The following is a 19,840-nucleotide window of genomic DNA, read 5'->3' on the forward strand; positions in this document are numbered from 1 at the left end:
TTATGGATAAAAAAGCGATTGTTCTTTCCGTTGCCGGTTCCGACAGTTCCGGTGGTGCAGGCATACAGGCGGATATAAAGACTATCTCCGCATTGGGCGGATATGCTGCTACGGCAATCACTGCAATCACTGTGCAGAATACATTAGGTGTGCAAGCTGTGCATCCTGTGCCGGCAGAACTGGTAGGTAAGCAGATGCAGGCCGTGATGGAAGATTTACGGCCGGATGCCATTAAGATAGGTATGACCGGAAATGTGGAGATTATTAGTGAAATAGCACGGTTGTTACATCAATATTCACCCCAGCAGGTGGTTCTCGATCCGGTAATGGTTTCTACCAGTGGGCACAATCTGATGACGGATGAGGCAGTGGAAGCTATTTGCACGCTATTGCTTCCGGAAGTGTCTCTTGTTACTCCTAATTTACACGAAACAGAAGTTCTGCTACAGCAACCTGTTCATACGGTTGATGAAATGGAGGGTGCTGCATGCCGCTTGTTTGAAAAGTATCACTGTGCCTTTCTTATTAAAGGAGGTCATTTGAAGGGTAATGAAATGTGTGATGTGCTTTATGATGGAAATCAACTGAATATCTTTGGTAGCAATCGCATCCGTTCCGGCAATCTGCATGGTACAGGGTGTACACTTTCATCTGCAATTGCTACATTCCTGGCACAAGGAGCATCTTTGTATGAAGCTGTGGAGCAAGCCAAGGAATACATTTCTTGTGCTATCGAAGCCGGAAAAGATTTGCATATAGGGCAGGGGAATGGTCCTTTATGGCATTTCCCGTCTTTGATAAGTCCTGTAAATAACAAATAAAGACATGAAACTCATTATCATTACATCTCCGGACTTTCTTCCGGGTGAGGCGCGTATCCTCACTGAACTTTTTAAGGCAGGACTGGATTTATTGCATTTACGTAAGCCGGAGGCTGAAATCTATGAAGTGGAAAGTCTTCTACAGGAAATCCCGATGGAATATAGAAGCCGGATTGTTATTCATGACTTCTTCCTTCTGAAAGAGAAGTATTCTTTAGGAGGGATTCACCTGAATTCCCGTCATCCGGAAGCACCTGAAAATTACCATGGACTATTAAGTCGTGCCTGTCATAGCTTGGAAGAGGTGGAAACCACAACACCTCGGTTTGATTATGTACTCATGAGCCCCGTTTACGACAGTATTTCCAAACAAGGATATCGTTCGGGCTATTCAACAGAGGCACTGAGACAAGCGCAAGAAAAAGGCATTATCAATGAAAAAGTGATTGCTCTGGGTGGGATCAGTGAAGCAAACCTTGCAGAAATCAAATCTTTAGGTTTCGGTGGTGCTACTTTATTGGGCGATATTTGGAATCGTTATCATGCATGGGAAGACACCGAACAACTGCTTACCCATTTCAGAAAACTGAAACATTGTGCAGAATAATCTTTTTCTTTCCATGAAAAGGGTAGCCGGTTTCTTATTTGAAGTATAATTTAATGAGGCAAGGGTTATCATCCTCCTGCCGGGACATCAATTTCTGATATTCTTCCGGAGCCAATACGGATTGATACGCTTCGAATTCTTCATTGAAAGAAAACTGCATGATATATCCATCTTCAAAAGCTTCCGGCCTGATCAGTATACCCTCTTGGGTGTCCTTGAATAAGAAACTCTTTCCATCGCTCTTCCGGTAAAAAAGATTTTTTAAAGTCAGATTCGGAAACCAACCGTATGATAATCCGGCATAAAAGAACTTTTCATTCTGATATTGTGATCTTAGTAAATAAGGTATCGCATTCTCTTTCAGATATTGGGTTAGAAGCCGTCCTTCTTCTGCCTGATTGTCATCGGTAAAAGTAAATTTATAGCTGGAGATATCGATGTTGTCTTCGCCAAAATTCCATTTATAAGCTAATAGCAGGCTATCTTCCGTAATTTCATAGACCTCATTATCGTGAAAAGCAGGAGCAAAGTAGCTTTTCTTATGATAAGTATAGAAATTACCCGGTGCTACGGAATTCAGAATGCGTGGTCCTTTCCATAAATTGTTCACTTCTTCTCCGGTATCTGCTTTCACAATGGTGATACACGGTTCGTCGCTGCCATTGGGAATTGTCCATGTTATGATTTTGTCTCCCATCGCTACCATAGACTGGTAATTACTTTTATCCGGTAATCGTATCTGCTTAATGAATTGCCCTTCCAGATCATAAACATATAAACTACCGAAAGGTGAAAGCAACTTTACCTGTTTCCGGCTTTCATCCACAATCATGTCATAAACTTCCCGATACTCTCCGGGACCTTGTCCTTTTTTGCCGATAGTGTGCAGGAAGTGTCCTTCGTCATCGAATACAAATACCTGGAAACTTTTCCAGTCGAGGATATAGTTTCTGTTGTTACCGGTAGTGACTTTTACAGGGGCTCTCAGCAGACAACTATCTGTAGTTTCCAGGGGAATTACCTGAATACTGTCAAAAATTTCATGTATGGATAGTGTCGAGGGCTGCAGATCTGCCTGTAAAATATTATTTTGAGTATTACTACCCGTATTATTATTCCTGCATGAGGCTAGTAATATACTTACTGCTAAAAAGAAGAAATATTTCATGATGTGTCAGTAATAAATTTGCTAAATATTTATCAAAGTGTTCGTAGGAAACAAAATTATATAATTTTGTTGTTCATTGATAATTTCTGCCGGAGAAAATAACACCTGATAAGAAAAATAGATTTAGCAAGGTCACAAAAGGATAAAACAATATACGGGCGAAAGATTTTCGTCTCTATCAATTGTATGTGACATCGTAGAAACGGATAATCGCTCGCCCGGTATATATGGAAAAATAGTCTATGAAAGATTTATTTCTTCAACTTTGCAATAATCTCTTCAGCAACCTTTTTACCTGACATCAACATGCCACCGAAGATAGGGCCCATGCGTGGAGTTCCCGAAACGGCAGAAGCTGCCATACCGCAAACGTACAGTCCCGGATAAATTTCTTTTGTACCGTTTACTACTTCTTCTTCTCCTGCAATTACGTCCAGTGAACGTTCACCAATCACACCACCTGTTTCGGTAGCCAGGCGGCTGCCATTTTTGCGTGCCACGGTAGCGGCGATTTCGCTGTCGTGTCCTGTTCCGTCCACTACTATTTTGGCAAGGATGTTCAGTGGGTCTACGTGCATGCCTTCGCGCAATACGGGAGTCCAGTTTACGACTACTCCATTTACTGTGTTATTTTTGAAAATGACATCTTCTACAGAATAGCAGTTGAATACGGTGGCTCCTGCATGTACGGCATGGTAAAGCAATGCGGAGGTACTTTCCACAGAGTCCATTACATAGAGCCCGTCTTCATACTTCTCGTGATTGATATTGAATTCTTTTATAATATCAATAGCTTCTTCCTGAATTACAATCTGGTTGAACATCATAGCGCCACCCCACATGCCACCGCCGGGGGCAAGTTTACGGTCAAACTGTGCTACTTTCAATCCGGCCTTTGCCAGATAGTAAGCAGCTACGATACCCGACGGACCACCACCTACAATGGCAACATCCAGATCAAGGTTTCTTTCTAATTTCTCAAAATAGGTACTAATGATACCTTTGGATACTTTTGTTTCAATCATGTTCTTATAAGTTTAAAAGTTATTTCTATTTGTTTGATAAATGGTACGCAGAACTATCTCCATTCTCTTCCTCTCGGGAGGAGGAGTACCCTCTTTCTCACCTACCACCCCGCCCTTTGGGCACCTCTCCTCCCGGGAGGAGGGGAATGGAGACACTCCGAATATCAATAGTTATGCGGATAAATTATCATTTATCCGCTTCTGCGTCATAATCACAATCCCTCAGCCCTTGGCTGATTCGCATGGCGCAGAAGTTAGGTCCGCACATCGTACAGTACTTCCCGTTCAGATGGTTTGCTTCCTTGTAATATTGCAAGGCACGTTCCGGATCCAAACTCAGATTAAACTGGTCTTTCCAGCGGAACTCGTAGCGGGCTTTACTCAAGGCATCGTCCCGGATCTCCGCACCCGGATGGCCTTTGGCAAGATCCGCAGCATGTGCAGCTATTTTATAAGTGACCACTCCTATACGGACATCTTCTTTTTGAGGCAGAGCGAGATGTTCTTTCGGGGTTACATAGCAAAGCATTGCTGTTCCGTACCAACCGATTTGTGCTGCGCCGATGGCACTTGTGATATGGTCGTATCCCGGCGCAATATCCGTTACCAGCGGGCCGAGGGTATAAAATGGTGCTCCGTGGCATTTTTCTATCTGCCGGTCCATATTCTCTCTGATCTTATGCATCGGCACATGACCGGGACCTTCGATAAATGCCTGTACATTCTTTGCCCAGGCACGTTCTACGAGTTCACCCATTGTGTCCAACTCCGCAAACTGAGCCCGGTCATTGGCATCACGAATCGCTCCGGGACGTAAACCGTCTCCTAAAGAGAGTGCCACATCATATTGTGCACATATGTCACATATATCATCAAAATGCTCATACAGGAAACTTTCCTTTTGATGTACTTTGCACCATTGTGAAATGATACTGCCACCACGACTCACCATTCCGCAAAGGCGTTCGTTAGCATAATGGATATTCTTCAGGCGTATGCCGCAATGAATTGTAAAATAATCCACTCCTTGTTCACACTGCTCGATCAGTGTATCCCGGAATAACTCCCAAGTAAGGTTTCCCGCTTTTCCGCGTACTTTTTCCATAGCCTGATACATAGGGACTGTACCTACCGGAACGGGACAATTACGGATGATCCATTCGCGGGTTTCGTGGATGTTTTCTCCTGTAGATAAATCCATCAATGTATCTCCGCCCCATTTGCAACTCCAAACGGCTTTTTCCACCTCTTCTTCAATGGTAGAGGAAGTAGCCGAATTTCCAATATTGGTATTGATCTTTACAAGAAACTTTGAACCGATGATCATAGGTTCTGCCTCAGGATGGTTGATATTAGCAGGCAATGCTGCACGTCCTGCTGCAATCTCTTCCCTTACAAACTCAGGTGTGATGTAAGTATCTATACCCAGTTCTTTGCAGTTCATGTTTTCACGGATGGCTACATATTCCATTTCCGGGGTAACAATACCCTGTTTAGCATAATACATTTGGGTAATCTTTTTTCCTTCCTTTGCACGATAGGGCAAGGTGATATGGTCGAAACGTAAGGGATCGAGACTTTTGTCCGCCAGGCGCATCTTTCCATATTCGGAACTGATTTCCGGTAGTCGTTCAACTTCCCGTTCCTGTATCCACGGTTCGCGGAGGCGTGGCAGACCTTTCTTTAAGTCTACTTTCAGGTTTGGATCACTGTATGCACCACTTGTGTCATAGATGTAGACGGGGGTATTCTCCGTCATGACTTTCTTCCCGTTTTCCACTACTACGGTAGGGGTGAGGTTCACTTTTCGCATCCCCACCTTCAGGTAAGGATAGAGTTGCCCCTGCATATAGACTTTCTCGGATTCGGGATAAGTAATTTTTGTTTTATCTTCCATGGTTCACTAATTGATTGCTATTGGGTCAGTCGTATAATTGTCTCCATTTCAAGTACAGGATTCTCAGCTTTCAGAATACCGCCGCTCAGTGCTATCCCGCTCAGTCCTAATGCTTTCAGGGATGGAATGTCTTCGCGTGTGATTCCACCGATAGCAACAATAGGGATGGTTAGACCTTCCTCCTGCATTTGTACGAGTATGGAGCGGTAGCCGTCCAGTCCCAAGATAGGTGATAACTTTTGCTTGGTAGTTGTGAAACGGAAAGGGCCGCAACCTATGTAGTCGGCACCATCGGCAACGTGTTGCCTGATGTCCGCGAATGTGTTGGCGGTTCCACCGATAATAAACCCTTTGCCCAGCATTTTCCTTGCTTCTTTTATCGGCATATCCAGTTTTCCTAAGTGGACACCGTCCGCACCAATTTCTTTCACCAGATCTACACGATCATCAATGATGAAGGTAGCCCCGTACTGGCGGCAGAGTTCCTGCACGTGCATGGCTGTGTTTTTCAGTTCTTCTTCGGAAACGTCTTTCATCCGAAGTTGAACCCAGCGGCAACCTCCCTCGAGGGCTATACGTGCGGAGTCCGGATAAGAAATGGATGCCGTAAAATGCGTAATGAATTGTACGTCAAACATTCAAATTCTGAATTTAGAAATTATACTTGCAGAAAGGGGCAGTAGTATAAACGAATAGTAAGAAGATAAGAAGAAAAATTCCCTTCGACGGTACTAACCGTATCAGGTTCATTGGGTATAATCTCAGCTATATTTATAGCACCCCCTTTTCTGCCGGTAAAGTAAAGACGAATGTTTTTAACAGGAAAGAGACCAGCTTATCTTTTATGATTATTTAAACTTAACATAATTCAGTCGTGTATATTGCTTGTTTCCCGAAGTAAAGGTACATGAGATACGCGCTGAGGCGATAAATACCGTCTCACCGGGTTGGAAAGCATGCTCTGTGCCGGGCACTTGTCCCGATTCACGGCTTGCTGTACGGGAGCTTACCCGGAAAGTAACCAGGTTGCCGATAGGATCTTCCAGCGTCAGTATTTGCCGGACAGAGAAATAGGGAGTTGTTCCTTTGACCATTGTTTTGTAAGGATCGTCTTCCAACCGTACGCGCAGTACTTTCAGTGTCAGGTTCTCTACTTTATCTCCTTCCTTGCCCAGGAAGCGGCTGGTAGAATATTTCTGCCTTGCCTGCCGTTTCTGAATATCCAGATGAACGGAATGGTATATCCGGGCTATTTCTGCGAAACGTTCCTGTTTAGGAATGCGGGGCGTGAATTTATAGGCAATCCAACTTACATAACTCGGGTCGATGCGGAAAATCTCGTGCAGAAAATGTCCGCGATACTTCCCGAAAGCAATGATATCGTCTCCCTTGCTTTGCATACGTTTAGCATTATACTCCACCAATAGCATGCAGCGGGGAGAGTAATAACATAGACTGCTTGCTACCCGCAGACTTTCATGGATATTTGTAGAAAGGTCTTGAATGTAAAAAATAGACTGGCGTTCGGGTAGTGGAGAATAAACCCATAATGAGTAACGGGGATAGCCAGGATGGGGCAATACCACCAGATAAGCACCTGCATCTTTGTAAGATGTTCTTCCTCGGTTGTATTCGTTTAGTTTCTGATACAACAGTCCTTGTTCTGCTTCGGGTATTCCCGGAATAATCGGATTTGCCATAAGCATTGAGTTATTTATTCAAATATAAGATTTTTCGGGCGAATAATCAAACTCTGTATGGAAAAGTTTAGGTTTCTTTTGTATCTGCACCGTACCTGAATTGTATCAGAGCCATACTTGCTCCGTACATTCCGGATACACTACAGATGCATCGGAAGTACATTCGAAATATTCGTTACTCTAACGATAATCTTATAAATTTGTCGCATATTTGTATGCAGAGATCAAAAATTGAGACTATGAGTAATCTTCGAATTTTATTGTATGTATTTATCCTTTCTTTGGTTGCATGTCATCCGGAAGGGACTAATGTGAAACAAGGATTGGACAAAGCCGCTCAATTAATAGAGCAAGATCCGGATACGGCATCCATTATTCTTGAAACGATTCAAATGAACCAGATGAATGAGGAGCAACTTGCAGAATATAATTTGCTTTGTACTCAGTTCAATGAAGATAAGAATATACCTCATTCTTCTGATAATCAGATTCGTCAGGCGGTATCTTATTATGAGCAATATGGAAATGAACTTCAAAAGTCGAGAGCCTATTATTATCTGGCATGCGTAGAGAGTGATTTGAATCAGGAGAAAGACGCCGAAGTTCATTTCAAGGAAGCAATAAAATTAGCAGCACAAGCAGAAGAATATGAGCAAATGACTAAGATTTGCAAGAGATGCAGCCTGTATTATCAGAAATATGAAAACTTTGACGAAGCACTGGAGATGGAAAGAAAAGCATACGCCAGCCAGTTGATGTTGATTGACAGCAAAGATAACTCTACTGTCATTTTATCTTCTGCTTTAGGTTTATTGGGTGTTATGTCTCTCTTGCTTGGGTTACTTTGGAAGAAACATCTGACAGTACATTCGCAACTGGATACCTTTAAGGAAGAAATGCAGATGAAAGAGGTCGAAGCTGACAAACTGGTGATGCAATGTAATTATCTTGAAGAAAAATATCAATCCCTCCAACAATATATTTATGAGAGCTCTCCGGTTGTCTCAAAAGTCCGTCAGTTGAAGGAGCGAACGGCTTTATCTTCTAAAGTATCTTTTTTCTCTGAGAAAGACTGGACCGAACTTTTGCGGCTTCAGGAGAGTGTTTACGGACTTGTATCCAAATTGAGAGGGATAAGTCCGAAACTTACGGAAGAGGATTTAAGGGTATGTGCCTTTTTACGCGAAGGCGTTCAGCCCGCTTGTTTTGCTGATTTAATGAAACTGACTGTTGAGACTCTGACCCGGAGAATCTCCAGGATAAAAACGGAGAAACTGATGTTGGCAAACTCTAAAGAATCGTTGGAAGATATTGTAAAATCATTGTAAGTCTGAATTTGTCTGTAATTGGTAATGTAATATTGCTGGTTATCAGTTGACTATGCTGCCGGGATGTCCGTGCTCGTCCGGTAAATTTCTTCTCTTTTACGGGGCTGTTCTATAACTTTGCAAACAAAAAAGTTACAGAACAATGAGCAACTTATTATTTAAAAAGTGGAATGATTTTAGTGGGTGGATTGTCTTTGTGATAGCAGCTTTTGTATATGGAATGACAATTGAACCTACTGTCAGTTTTTGGGACTGTCCCGAATTTATTTCGTGTGCCGAAAAGTTACAAGTGGGGCATCCGCCGGGTGCACCTTTCTATATGCTTGTTGGAAACTTGTTTACTCAGTTTGCTTCCGACCCGTCACAAGTGTCCTGGATGGTTAATTTTCTGAATGCGTTGCTGAGTGCCGGTTGTATCTTATTTCTTTTTTGGAGTATCACCCGCTTAGTAAGGTTCCTGATAATAAATGATGGGCAGAATTTATTAACGGCGGATGTTATCATCATTCTGGGGGCAGGGTTTGTTGGAGCCTTGGCATATACATTCAGTGACACATTCTGGTTCAGTGCGGTAGAAGGTGAAGTCTATGCCTTCTCTTCTTTTCTTACGGCACTGGTGTTTTGGATGATTCTTCGCTGGCAAGATGAGTCGGATTCGGTATATGGCGACCGTTGGCTTATCCTGATAGCTTATGTCATCGGACTGTCAATCGGAGTGCATTTGCTTAATTTACTCTGTATCCCGGCCATTGTGTTGGTTTTCTATTATCAGAAATATCGGACGATATCGCTTAAAGGAGTAGCTGCGGCAATTACTACATCCGGTCTTCTTATTATATTTATTCTTTTTGTTTATATTCCGGGCATGGCTGACATGGGAGGCTGGTTCGAACTGCTTTTTGTCAATGTATTCGGACTTCCTTTCCACACAGGGCTGATAAGCTTTTTAGCTTTAACATTTTTCGTACTGGCCGGAGCCATTTATCGTTTCCGAAAACGTATGTTGCATACTTCTTTATGGTGCTTGCTTATGCTCACCGTAGGTTATACCACCTATGCGGTGATACTGATTCGTGCCAACGCCAATACTCCGCTTAATGAGAATGCGCCGGACAATATTTTTACGCTCAAAAGTTACCTGAACCGAGAGCAGTATGAAAGTGCTCCCCTGCTTTATGGAAAAACCTACGCTTCCGAGCCGGAATATGTGCCCGAGGGTGATTATTACAGAGTAAAAACCACAAAGGGGAGTGCTGTATATCGCCCGGATAAAGAAGAAGGCAAATATAAAATAATCCGGCATAAAGAAGACGTGTGCTATACTCAGAATATGCTGTTTCCCCGGATGTGGAGTGAGCGCATGGCTTCTTCTTACAAAAATTGGACAGGAGGAAACGAGGCCGCTCCCACACAAAAAGAAAACCTGACTTATTTCATTACCTATCAACTCAATTATATGTATTGGCGCTATTTCTTGTGGAACTTTGTAGGACGGCAGAATGATGTGCAAGGAAGTGGCGAACCGGAACATGGGAACTGGATAACAGGAATTTCCTGGTTGGATAATTTAAGATTGGGAGACCAGAGTTTGTTGCCGGAATCCCTGCGCCAGAACAAAGGGCACAATGTGTTTTACGGATTGCCGCTATTATTAGGACTGTTCGGTATCTATTGGCAATGGAACCGCAGCAAGAAAGGTAAACAGCAGTTTAGTGTACTGTTTTTCCTCTTCTTTATGACAGGACTGGCTATTGTGCTTTATCTGAATCAAACACCCGGTCAGCCGCGCGAACGGGACTATGCATACGCCGGTTCGTTCTATGCTTTTGCTATCTGGATAGGGATAGGTGCTGCCGGATTGTGTGATGCGCTTCGCCGGAAAACGACTTCTACGGTACAAGTCAGTGTATTAATGACAATCTGTTTATTGATTCCGGTGCAAATGGCCACTCAGACGTGGGATGACCATGACCGGAGTGCCCGTTTCACTTGTCGCGACTTTGGGGCTAACTATCTGATGACTCTTCCCGATACGGGAAATCCGATTATCTTTTGTAACGGGGATAATGATACTTTCCCATTGTGGTATAATCAGGATACGGAGGAAGTACGCAAGGATGCACGTGTCTGCAACCTAAGCTACGCACAGACCGATTGGTATATTTATCAACAGCAATGTCCGTTGTATGATGCTCCCGGACTACCTATAAGTTGGAATAAGAATCAATATCAGGAAGGTAAAAACGAATATGTGGCCGTACGCCCGGAACTGAAAAAGCAAATAGAGGAATTGTACCGGAGAAATCCGGAGGAAGCACGTGACAGCTTTGGAGAAGACCCGTTTGAAGTAAAAAATATCTTGAAATATTGGATATTCTCAGAGAGACAGGAATTTAATGTAATTCCTACGGATACGATAAATATCCATATTGATAAGGACGCGCTGCTTCGTTCGGGAATCATGCTTCCTGAAGCAATCCGGCAGTTGAAGGGGGAAGAACTGAAAGATGCGATACCGGACAAACTTTATATTCCTTTAAAAGATATACGTATGCTGAACAAAGTAGATTTACTGATGCTGGAGATACTGGCGAACTGTAATTGGGAGCGTCCGCTTTACCTTGCAATCTCCGTAGGGAGTGTCAGTAAACTGAAGTTTGACAATTACTTTGTGCAGGAAGGATTAGCATTCCGCTTTACGCCTTTTGACTATAAGAAGTGGGGAGATGCCGACGAAAACAGGCCTTATGCAGTAGATGTGGAAAGGCTTTATGACAATGTAATGAACAGATATAAATATGGCGGGCTGAATACTCCGGGGCTCTATCTGGATGAAACAACCCTGCGTACGTGTTGGTATCATCGCAGGCTTTTCGCGCAACTGGCCAAAGAACTGATAATACAAGGAGACCCTGCGCGTGCAAAGAAAGTACTTGCTTATGCGGAACAGGCTGTTCCGGGATATAATGTTCCCGAAACGTATGAAAGCGGTTCTTATAGCATAGCAACAGCCTATGCCGCATTGGGCGAAAAGATGAAAGCGATAACCCTGACAGAGCATTTGATAGCCGAAGCGGAAGATTATATCAACTGGGCTTTTTCATTAAAGGGGAACCGTATGGAAATGGTCCGCAATGATTGTATCTATAAATTCTGGCAATGGAACCAATGTAATGAACTTCTGAAGAAGGTAGATGAGGAGAGTTATAAAGAGAGCAACAGACGGTTTGAAGATAAATATGCACTATTTGCTCCAAACATGGGTTATAAGAACTAAAACTAAAGAAGAACATGGGAACAAAAATAATGAAGCTGAAGGAGACAGAAACGGTATTTGACAGGAGAAATTATGTAATTCTGCTAATTGGCTCGGTAATGATAATAGTGGGATATCTGTTCATGAGCGGCGAGGGGAGTACCCCCGCCGCCTACAACCCTGATATATTCAGTGGATTGCGTATAAGGGTAGCTCCCATCGTATGTTTGACAGGGTATTTGATTAATATATTCGGTATCCTGTATCGGCCTAAGCGGAGCTGATTGTCTGAGAGATTTGCGTGCATTAGAACCGAACCATCAGTTCTAATACAATCTTATCCTGCTCTGATTCTTTGGTAATGCTGTTTTTGGCATAAAAGTATTTTTCAAAGTTCAGGCGAAGGTCCGTACGGAATGCTTTGCTGAGGCTGAAAGTGACACCACCCGTCACGCGGTGCCGTTTATAGTCAGTAGTGACTAAAGCGCCTGTTTCCTCATCGATAGCTTTGCCGTCGCTCTGGCTGGTCATCATATCATAGCGTACCAGGAAAGACATTTTGTTGAAAACCTTTCGTAGAGGTAAATCGTAGTTGATGAAGCTGTTCACGGCATGCACATTGTCGTAAGCATTGTCAGCATACGTCTTGTACAGGTATTCCCCTTCAATATGGAAACGGCCGGATTCGTAGAAAGCACCGATGTCATAAGAGTTAATCCGTACATCTTGCGGCTGAATGCTCTGTATGCTTAAAGCCAGATTAAGTTTTTGGGCAAACAGGAATTGCGCTTTGGCGGAGTAATTCACTTCTTTGTGCCACTCCTTCTGGTTGGTCAGTCCCGAACCATTATAAAGCCCGCCCTCTAATGTAACAGGTATTTCAGTTCCGAGTTTATATCCCAATGTAACGCCAACGTCACGTACGTTACCGACTTGTTTCGCAATGAATGAACGGTTGGCAAAATATTGCTGGTGCGGAGAACGGTGGGCGTCAATGGTGAACGGTACGCGCATTTGTCCTGCAGTTACTGTCAGGTCTTTTACCGGGAAGAGGCGGGCGTAGGCATCCAGCATCTTGATTTGTCCTTCATCGGAAAGGTCGATTTCTGCTTTATAAGCCACTATTGGTAATACATTGCCGGTAATACTAATACGCGCATTGCGCACTTCGAAGCGGCTGGCAGCCATTTCTGTCTGATACTCGAACTTGGTGCGGATAGTACCATGTATTTCCGGAAGATAATCTTTTGTTTCCAGCTCTTCTTTATCAATCTTCTTTCCGTCTTCGTTGCGGTATGGAGTTTGAGCTTTCACAGCCAGTGGCAACAAAATGATGAGCAACATCAATGCGCTTTTCTTCATAATTCTTAGTTGTAGTCGATTAATTTATGGCGGCAAAGTTCAGACATACGTGTTATGTTTTTATGTCATGTGTATTTCGTTTTAGTTACAATTCTCTTTTTTCTTTTTCATTTTAGTGGTGGTGTCAACCATAAAAAGACGTTTTCCTTCACTTTTTATTAGAGGAGGTAACATAAGCGAAAAAACTTGTAACACAGATATGGGGATTCTCTCTAAAAAAAGCATTCTTTTGCAACCGTTTCCAATAGCAAACATTAAATAATGAATATATGATATCATAGTATACGGATATACAATGAAAAACCTTTTAAATAATTATCAGATGAAACATTTATTCAAATTTTCCCTTTGCGCGTTGGCATTTGCCATGAGCGCAAATAACGGGTTCGCACAAAGCGGCGAAACAGGACTGAAGGATGCTTATAAAGATTACTTCTCTATTGGCGTGGCTGTTAATATGCGTAATATCGCAAATCCCGAACAGATTGCCATCATCAAAAAAGACTTTAACAGTATTACGGCGGAAAACGACATGAAGCCGCAACCCACCGAGCCTGCCTACGGACAGTTCAACTGGGAGAATGCCGACAAGATCGCCAACTTTTGCCGTAGCAACGGTATCAAACTTCGCGGGCATTGCTTGATGTGGCATGCCCAGATAGGAGAATGGATGTATAAGGATGAAAAAGGCGATTTTGTGTCGAAAGAGAAATTATTCCAGAATATGAAGCATCATATCACAGCCATCGTGGAACGTTATAAAGACGTGATATATGCGTGGGACGTGGTGAACGAAGCTATCTCCGATGGTGGCTGGCAGGGTGGCCGGCGAGGCATGGGAGAGCAACCAAGTCCATATCGCAATTCCCCCCTTTATCAGATTGCCGGTGACGAGTTCATTAAGAAAGCCTTTATTTATGCCCGTGAGGCCGACCCTAATGTACTCCTTTTCTATAATGACTATAATGCTGCCGATCCCGGAAAGCGCGACCGCATCTATAATATGGTGAAATCCATGAAGGAAGAAGGTGTGCCCATTGATGGTATCGGCATGCAGGGACATTACAATGTCTACGGTCCGAGTATGGAAGATGTAGATGCTGCCTTGACAAAATACTCTACGATAGTGAAACATATTCATATTACCGAGTTGGATATTCGTGCCAATCAGGAGATGGGAGGACAGCTCAACTTCAGCCGTGACGGCGGCAATATCAGTCAGGTGGTGAAAACGCTTCAGGAAGATCAGTATGCTCGCCTGTTTAAAGTGCTTCGCAAGCATAAGGATGTGGTAGACAATGTTACTTTCTGGAATCTTTCCGACCGCGACTCATGGCTCGGCGCACGCAATTATCCGTTGCCTTACGATGAGAATTATAAGCCGAAACGTGTCTATAGCATCATTAAGGATTTTGATCCGGCACACGATAATGCTGTGGTGAAAGAAGATTTCCGTCCTTCTGTGCTTAATCAGCCCGGACGGCAGTATCCTATGGTTAATTCGCAGGGATATGCCCGCTTCCGTGTAGTTGCTCCTGATGCCAAATCAGTCATTGTCAGCCTTGGACTGGGAGGTCGTGGCGGCACAGTTCTCCGTAAGGATAAAGAAGGTGTATGGGTGGGTACTACAGATGGCCCTATGGACGAGGGATTCCATTATTACCACCTCACTATCGACGGTGGCGTGTTTAATGACCCGGGCGCCAAGAATTATTACGGTTCTTGCCGATGGGAAAGCGGCATTGAGATTCCGGCTCATGACGAAGATTTCTATGCCATGAAACAAGTGCCTCACGGCAATGTTCAGCAGGTTTATTTCTATTCCAAGAGTACGGACACTCACCGTCGTGCATTTGTTTATACACCGCCCACTTATGGCAAGGATAAGAAGAAGTATCCGGTTCTTTATTTACAGCACGGATGGGGAGAAGATGAAACGGCATGGTCCAACCAGGGGCATGCGAATCTGATTATGGACAACCTGATTGCCGAAGGCAAGATTGAACCGTTCATCATTGTAATGACGTATGGCATGACGAATGATGTGAAATTTGGGCATATCAAAGAGTTCACGGCTAAGGAGTTTGAAACGGTGCTGGTGGACGAACTAATACCTTATATTGATAGTAACTTCCGTACACAGGCCGACAAGAAGCACCGTGCTATGGCAGGACTTTCTATGGGTGGCTTTGAGACGAAACTGATTACTCTGCGACGTCCGGAAGTATTCAATTACTATGGACTGTTGAGCGGTGGCACTTATGCACCGGACGACATCAAGGATAAAAAGCAGGTGGAATCCATCTTCATCAGTTGCGGAAGCAAGGAGAATCCGGATGGTGTGACTAAGGCTGTGAACGACCTCAAGGCTGCCGGTTTCAAGGCTACGTCGTTCGTTTCTCCCGATACGGCGCATGAATTCCTGACTTGGCGTAGAAGTTTGTATCACATGGCACAGTTGCTTTTCAAATAAGGATATGCCTTAAAAGATAAAAATAAAGTCCCTCAAAAGTTATTGTCCAACTTTTGAGGGACATTTTGTTTTTCTTCTCCCCGAAATCATCTATTTTTGTAAGCTAATTGAATGAACATCCTAAAATGAACAGACCTGAGAAGCGAGTATTGGTAGGCATGAGCGGCGGTATAGACAGTACCGCCACTTGTCTGATGTTGAAAGAACAGGGGTATGAGATAGTCGGACTAACCATGTGGGTGTGGGGAGATGAACCGGTGGAGGCGCGACAACTTGCCGACAGTATGGGTATCGAACACCATGTGGCTGATGAGCGTGAGGCTTTTCGCAAAGTAATTGTGCAGAACTTTATTGATGAATATTGCCAGGGGCGGACACCCAATCCGTGCGTGATGTGTAACCCTACATTTAAATTCCGTATACTCACTGAATGGGCGGACAAACTGGATTGCGCATTTATCTCTACCGGGCATTATAGCCATCTGGAAGAAAAGAACGGGAATATATATATAGTGGCCGGAGATGACGATAAGAAAGACCAGTCTTATTTTCTCTGGCGACTGGGGCAGGATGTGCTGAAACGTTGCCTTTTTCCGCTGGGCACTTATACTAAGTTGCAAGTACGGAAGTATTTGCGCGAGAAAGGCTATCAGTTGAAGGCGGAAGAAGGGGAGAGCATGGAGGTATGTTTCATCAAGGGTGATTACCGGGACTTCCTGCGCGAACATTCTCCTGAAATAGACCGTGAAATCGGTCCCGGATGGTTTGTCAATTCCGAAGGGGTGAAGTTGGGCGAGCATAAAGGTTTTCCTTATTATACCATCGGACAGCGGAAAGGCCTGGAAATAGCTTTGGGCAAACCGGCTTATGTGTTGAAGATAAATCCGCAGAAAAATACAGTGATGCTGGGCGATGCCGAACAATTACAGACTGAATATATGCTGGCCGAACAGGATAACATCATCGATGAACAGGAATTCTTCTCGGCTCTTGACTTGACAGTACGTGTCCGTTATCGTAGCAAACCGATTCCCTGCACGGTGAAAAGGTTGGAAGACGGGCGGCTGTTTGTACATTTCTTGTCCGAAGCATCAGCTATTGCACCCGGGCAGTCAGCTGTATTCTATATTGGAAGGCGGGTAGTGGGGGGCTCGTTTATTGCTTCCCAGCGGGGCATTGGCTTGGTTATTGCAGAAAATAAATAAGTAATGGATAGTAATAGAATGAGAAAATTATTTCTTTTTGGGGCTTTCATCCTGTTTATGACAGGTGTGTCCGCACAGCAAGATTCATTGAAGTATCGCATCAGTTTAAAAGACAAGGCTACTACAGAGTATTCGTTAAAATGTCCTGAGAAGTTCCTGTCGGAAAAGGCTATTGAGCGCCGTAAAAAGCAGAATCTTCCGATTGATTCTACTGATCTTCCGGTGTGCCGCAAATATATAGATGAAATCCGTAAACAGGGAGTGAATATCGTAGTGGTTGGAAAATGGGATAATTTTGTAACAGTATCTTGTAATGATACTACTTTAATAGACCGCATTGCAGCATTACCTTTTGTACGTTCTACGGAAAAGGTATGGTTTTCTCCCGGTGCTGATAAACCGACAATGTCAACGGAACGGGATTCTGTAATCAATCAACCGATCCTGCATCCGGATAGTATCTATGGGCATGCCATCACTCAGGTTCAACTGAGCAATGGAGATAAACTGCATGAAGCAGGTTTCAAAGGTCAGGGAATGACGATTGCAGTTATTGATGCCGGTTTCCACAATGTAGATAAGATTACTGCTATGCAGAATATTCATATTTTGGGTACAAAAGATTTTGTGAATCCCCAAGCGGATATTTTTGCGGAGAGCAGTCATGGCTTGAGCGTTCTGTCTTGCATTGGAATGAATCAGCCTGAGATTATGACAGGGACAGCACCCGAAGCTTCCTTCTGGTTGCTTCGTAGTGAAGACGAATATTCGGAACATCTGGTAGAGCAGGATTATTGGTCGGCTGCCGTAGAATTTGCCGATAGTGTGGGAGTGGATGTGATTAATACCTCTTTGGGGTATTATACGTTTGATGACAAATCAAAGAATTATAAATACCGTGATTTGGATGGACGGCATGCTTTGATGTCTCGTCAGGCTTCACGCATTGCTGATAAGGGAATGGTGCTGGTATGTAGTGCTGGTAATTCCGGCATGGGTTCTTGGAAGAAAATTACCCCTCCGGGAGATGCGGAAAATGTATTGACGGTAGGAGCTGTTGATAAGAAAGGAACATTGGCCCCTTTCTCATCTATTGGTAATACTGCAGACCATCGTGTGAAGCCTGATGTAGTTGCAGTAGGGTCAGGATCAGACGTCATCCGTCCGGATGGTAATCAGGGACGGGCTAATGGTACTTCTTTCTCTTCGCCTATTATGTGTGGTATGGTGACTTGTTTGTGGCAGGCTTGTCCGAAGTTGACAGCAAAAGAAGTGATTGAATTGGTACGTCGGTCCGGTGACCGTGCGGATTTTCCCGATAATATCTATGGATATGGGGTACCTGATATGTGGAAAGCATACAATGAGTATAAGTTGAAGAATAAATAATAGATTACATACTGCTATTGGTGATGTGTGACCTGTAATACGTAAATGAACAGAATGGAAGCATTGTCTTTGTATGATTTAAACGCTTTGGTGCGTCGGAGCCTTGAACAATGCCTGCCCGATGAATATTGGGTGCAGGCAGAGCTGAGCGATGTGCGTACGAACAGTACCGGACATTGTTACCTGGAGTTTATTCAGAAAGATCCCCGTAGCAATAATCTGATAGCAAAGGCACGTGGAACCATTTGGGCAAATGTATATCGTTTGTTGAAACCTTATTTTGAAGAGTCGACGGGACAGGCATTTGTTTCAGGTATTAAGGTTTTAGTTCAGGTTACTGTCAGTTTTCATGAACTTTATGGCTACAGTCTTACTGTGCAGGATATTGACCCTACTTATACCTTGGGTGATATGGCACGCCGGCGCCGGGAGATATTAAAACAACTTGAGGAGGAAGGGGTGTTGACCTTGAATAAGGAGCTGGAAATGCCGGTCTTGCCCCAGCGTATTGCAGTAGTTTCATCACCTACAGCCGCAGGTTATGGGGACTTTTGCCATCAGTTAAAAAATAATTCCCGTGGCTTCTTCTTTCATACGGAATTATTTCCGGCATTGATGCAAGGCGATCGTGTGGAAGAATCTGTATTATCTGCTCTGGATGCTATTCTGAATCGTCAGGAAGATTTTGATGCTGTGGTTATTATCCGTGGCGGTGGGGCTACTTCTGATTTGTCCGGTTTCGATACCTATCTGCTTGCTGCTGCTTGTGCTCAGTTTCCGTTGCCCATAATCACTGGTATAGGACATGAGAGAGATGATACAGTACTTGATTCTGTGGCTCATACCCGTGTGAAGACTCCGACTGCTGCTGCGGAGTATCTTATAAATTGTATGGATCTTGCCGCTGATGAACTGGAAGTACTTATCAGTCAACTGCATGAAAGTGTGCGCTCCCGTCTGACAGAAGAACATCGTAAATTGATTTCATACAGAAACCGTATTCCTTCTGCTGTTGTCCGGCGTGTGTCCGATGCCAAACTTGCATTACTGACTACCCGGAAAGATATTTCGCTGGCTGTTCAGACTTTACTTTCGCGTCAACGGCATCGTCTGGAGTTGTTACAACAACGTCTTGCTGATGCTTCTCCCGAGAAGATGCTGGCACGTGGCTATAGTATCACGTTGAAAGATGGAAAAGTTGTAAAAAACGGGGATGTATTGCAGCTGAACGATGAAATAGTCACTCGCCTTTATCAAGGGGAGATTGTTTCTATAGTAACAGATTTATAGCTTATGGATATAATTCAAGATATCCATAATGGCGTTAATTAAAATAAAAATATAGATATGCCTGCTCCGAAGAAAAAAGAAACCTATTCCCAGGCAATGGAACGTCTGGAGAAGATTGTCCGTCAGATAGACAATAATGAGTTGGAAATCGATGCGCTTGCTGAAAAAATAAAGGAAGCGAATGAGATTATTGCGTTTTGCAGTGACAAATTGACTAAAGCCGACAAGGAAATAGAAAAATTACTGTCGGAGAAGCGAGAAAGTGAAGAATAAAGATTAAATTTGTTGCAAAATGTACGTAATGAGATTACTAATACTT

General features: G+C 43.6%; 16 protein-coding genes and 1 riboswitch. Of the genes, 10 read left to right on the top strand and 6 right to left on the bottom strand.

Features of this window, described 5'->3' with window-relative positions; all coding sequences use genetic code 11:
• Positions 1-2: 2 nt before the first annotated feature.
• Both thiD and BACINT_RS00300 read left to right on the top strand, forming a co-directional pair.
• Complete coding sequence (gene thiD, locus BACINT_RS00295; protein WP_007659625.1) at positions 3-821, top strand: bifunctional hydroxymethylpyrimidine kinase/phosphomethylpyrimidine kinase; 819 nt, start codon at positions 3-5, stop codon at positions 819-821.
• Between the two features lie 4 nt (positions 822-825).
• Positions 826-1,428, top strand: coding sequence for a thiamine phosphate synthase (locus BACINT_RS00300; protein ID WP_007659626.1), 603 nt, complete (start codon positions 826-828; stop codon positions 1,426-1,428).
• Between the two features lie 34 nt (positions 1,429-1,462).
• On the opposite strand, the gene BACINT_RS00305 is transcribed toward BACINT_RS00300, so the two are convergent.
• From BACINT_RS00305 to BACINT_RS00325, 5 genes are all read right to left on the bottom strand, one after another.
• Positions 1,463-2,596, bottom strand: coding sequence for a 6-bladed beta-propeller (locus BACINT_RS00305; protein ID WP_007659627.1), 1,134 nt, complete (start codon positions 2,594-2,596; stop codon positions 1,463-1,465).
• Between the two features lie 251 nt (positions 2,597-2,847).
• Complete coding sequence (locus BACINT_RS00310) at positions 2,848-3,621, bottom strand: sulfide-dependent adenosine diphosphate thiazole synthase (protein ID WP_007659628.1); 774 nt, start codon at positions 3,619-3,621, stop codon at positions 2,848-2,850.
• Positions 3,622-3,808: 187 nt separating this feature from the next.
• Entirely contained in the window at positions 3,809-5,518 is a 1,710-nt protein-coding gene (gene thiC / locus BACINT_RS00315; RefSeq protein ID WP_007659629.1) for a phosphomethylpyrimidine synthase ThiC, read from the bottom strand.
• A gap of 17 nt (positions 5,519-5,535) precedes the next feature.
• Positions 5,536-6,156, bottom strand: a complete 621-nt coding sequence (locus BACINT_RS00320) for a thiamine phosphate synthase (RefSeq protein ID WP_007659630.1) — start codon at positions 6,154-6,156, stop codon at positions 5,536-5,538.
• Positions 6,157-6,217: 61 nt separating this feature from the next.
• Positions 6,218-6,312, bottom strand: a riboswitch (TPP riboswitch).
• Between the two features lie 54 nt (positions 6,313-6,366).
• The gene (locus BACINT_RS00325) at positions 6,367-7,218 is read right to left on the bottom strand and encodes an exodeoxyribonuclease X C-terminal domain-containing protein (RefSeq protein ID WP_044154550.1); all 852 of its coding nucleotides are present in this window, start codon (positions 7,216-7,218) and stop codon (positions 6,367-6,369) included.
• Between the two features lie 239 nt (positions 7,219-7,457).
• Here BACINT_RS00325 and BACINT_RS00330 point away from each other — a divergent pair, with 239 nt between their 5' ends.
• The 3 genes from BACINT_RS00330 to BACINT_RS00340 all read left to right on the top strand — a co-directional run bounded on the left by BACINT_RS00330 (position 7,458) and on the right by BACINT_RS00340 (position 12,086).
• Positions 7,458-8,546, top strand: coding sequence for a hypothetical protein (locus BACINT_RS00330; RefSeq protein WP_021967562.1), 1,089 nt, complete (start codon positions 7,458-7,460; stop codon positions 8,544-8,546).
• A 142-nt stretch (positions 8,547-8,688) separates the two neighbouring features.
• Positions 8,689-11,823 (top strand): glycosyltransferase family 117 protein, encoded by a 3,135-nt coding sequence (locus BACINT_RS00335; RefSeq protein WP_007659633.1) that lies wholly within the window; start codon positions 8,689-8,691, stop codon positions 11,821-11,823.
• Positions 11,824-11,837: 14 nt separating this feature from the next.
• Entirely contained in the window at positions 11,838-12,086 is a 249-nt protein-coding gene (locus tag BACINT_RS00340; RefSeq protein WP_007659634.1) for a DUF3098 domain-containing protein, read from the top strand.
• Between the two features lie 22 nt (positions 12,087-12,108).
• On the opposite strand, the gene BACINT_RS00345 is transcribed toward BACINT_RS00340, so the two are convergent.
• Positions 12,109-13,164 (bottom strand): porin, encoded by a 1,056-nt coding sequence (locus tag BACINT_RS00345; protein WP_007659639.1) that lies wholly within the window; start codon positions 13,162-13,164, stop codon positions 12,109-12,111.
• Positions 13,165-13,486: 322 nt separating this feature from the next.
• On the opposite strand from BACINT_RS00345, the gene xyn10D/fae1 reads away from it, so the two are divergent.
• The 5 genes from xyn10D/fae1 (at position 13,487) to xseB (ending at position 19,794) form a co-directional block, all read left to right on the top strand.
• On the top strand, positions 13,487-15,637 hold the full coding sequence (xyn10D/fae1, locus tag BACINT_RS00350; protein WP_021967563.1) for a bifunctional endo-1,4-beta-xylanase/feruloyl esterase: 2,151 nt from the start codon (positions 13,487-13,489) through the stop codon (positions 15,635-15,637).
• A 125-nt stretch (positions 15,638-15,762) separates the two neighbouring features.
• Positions 15,763-16,842 carry a tRNA 2-thiouridine(34) synthase MnmA gene (gene mnmA / locus BACINT_RS00355; protein WP_007659649.1) on the top strand — a complete coding sequence of 360 codons (1,080 nt, stop codon included), beginning with the start codon at positions 15,763-15,765 and terminating at the stop codon, positions 16,840-16,842.
• 18 nt (positions 16,843-16,860) lie between these two features.
• The gene (locus BACINT_RS00360) at positions 16,861-18,231 is read left to right on the top strand and encodes a S8 family peptidase (protein ID WP_044154516.1); all 1,371 of its coding nucleotides are present in this window, start codon (positions 16,861-16,863) and stop codon (positions 18,229-18,231) included.
• Between the two features lie 54 nt (positions 18,232-18,285).
• Positions 18,286-19,521, top strand: coding sequence for an exodeoxyribonuclease VII large subunit (xseA, locus tag BACINT_RS00365; protein ID WP_021967565.1), 1,236 nt, complete (start codon positions 18,286-18,288; stop codon positions 19,519-19,521).
• Positions 19,522-19,578: 57 nt separating this feature from the next.
• Positions 19,579-19,794, top strand: a complete 216-nt coding sequence (xseB, locus tag BACINT_RS00370; RefSeq protein ID WP_007659652.1) for an exodeoxyribonuclease VII small subunit — start codon at positions 19,579-19,581, stop codon at positions 19,792-19,794.
• The last annotated feature ends 46 nt before the right edge of the window (positions 19,795-19,840 follow it).

Source organism: Bacteroides intestinalis DSM 17393 (genome assembly GCF_000172175.1).
Lineage (GTDB): Bacteria > Bacteroidota > Bacteroidia > Bacteroidales > Bacteroidaceae > Bacteroides > Bacteroides intestinalis.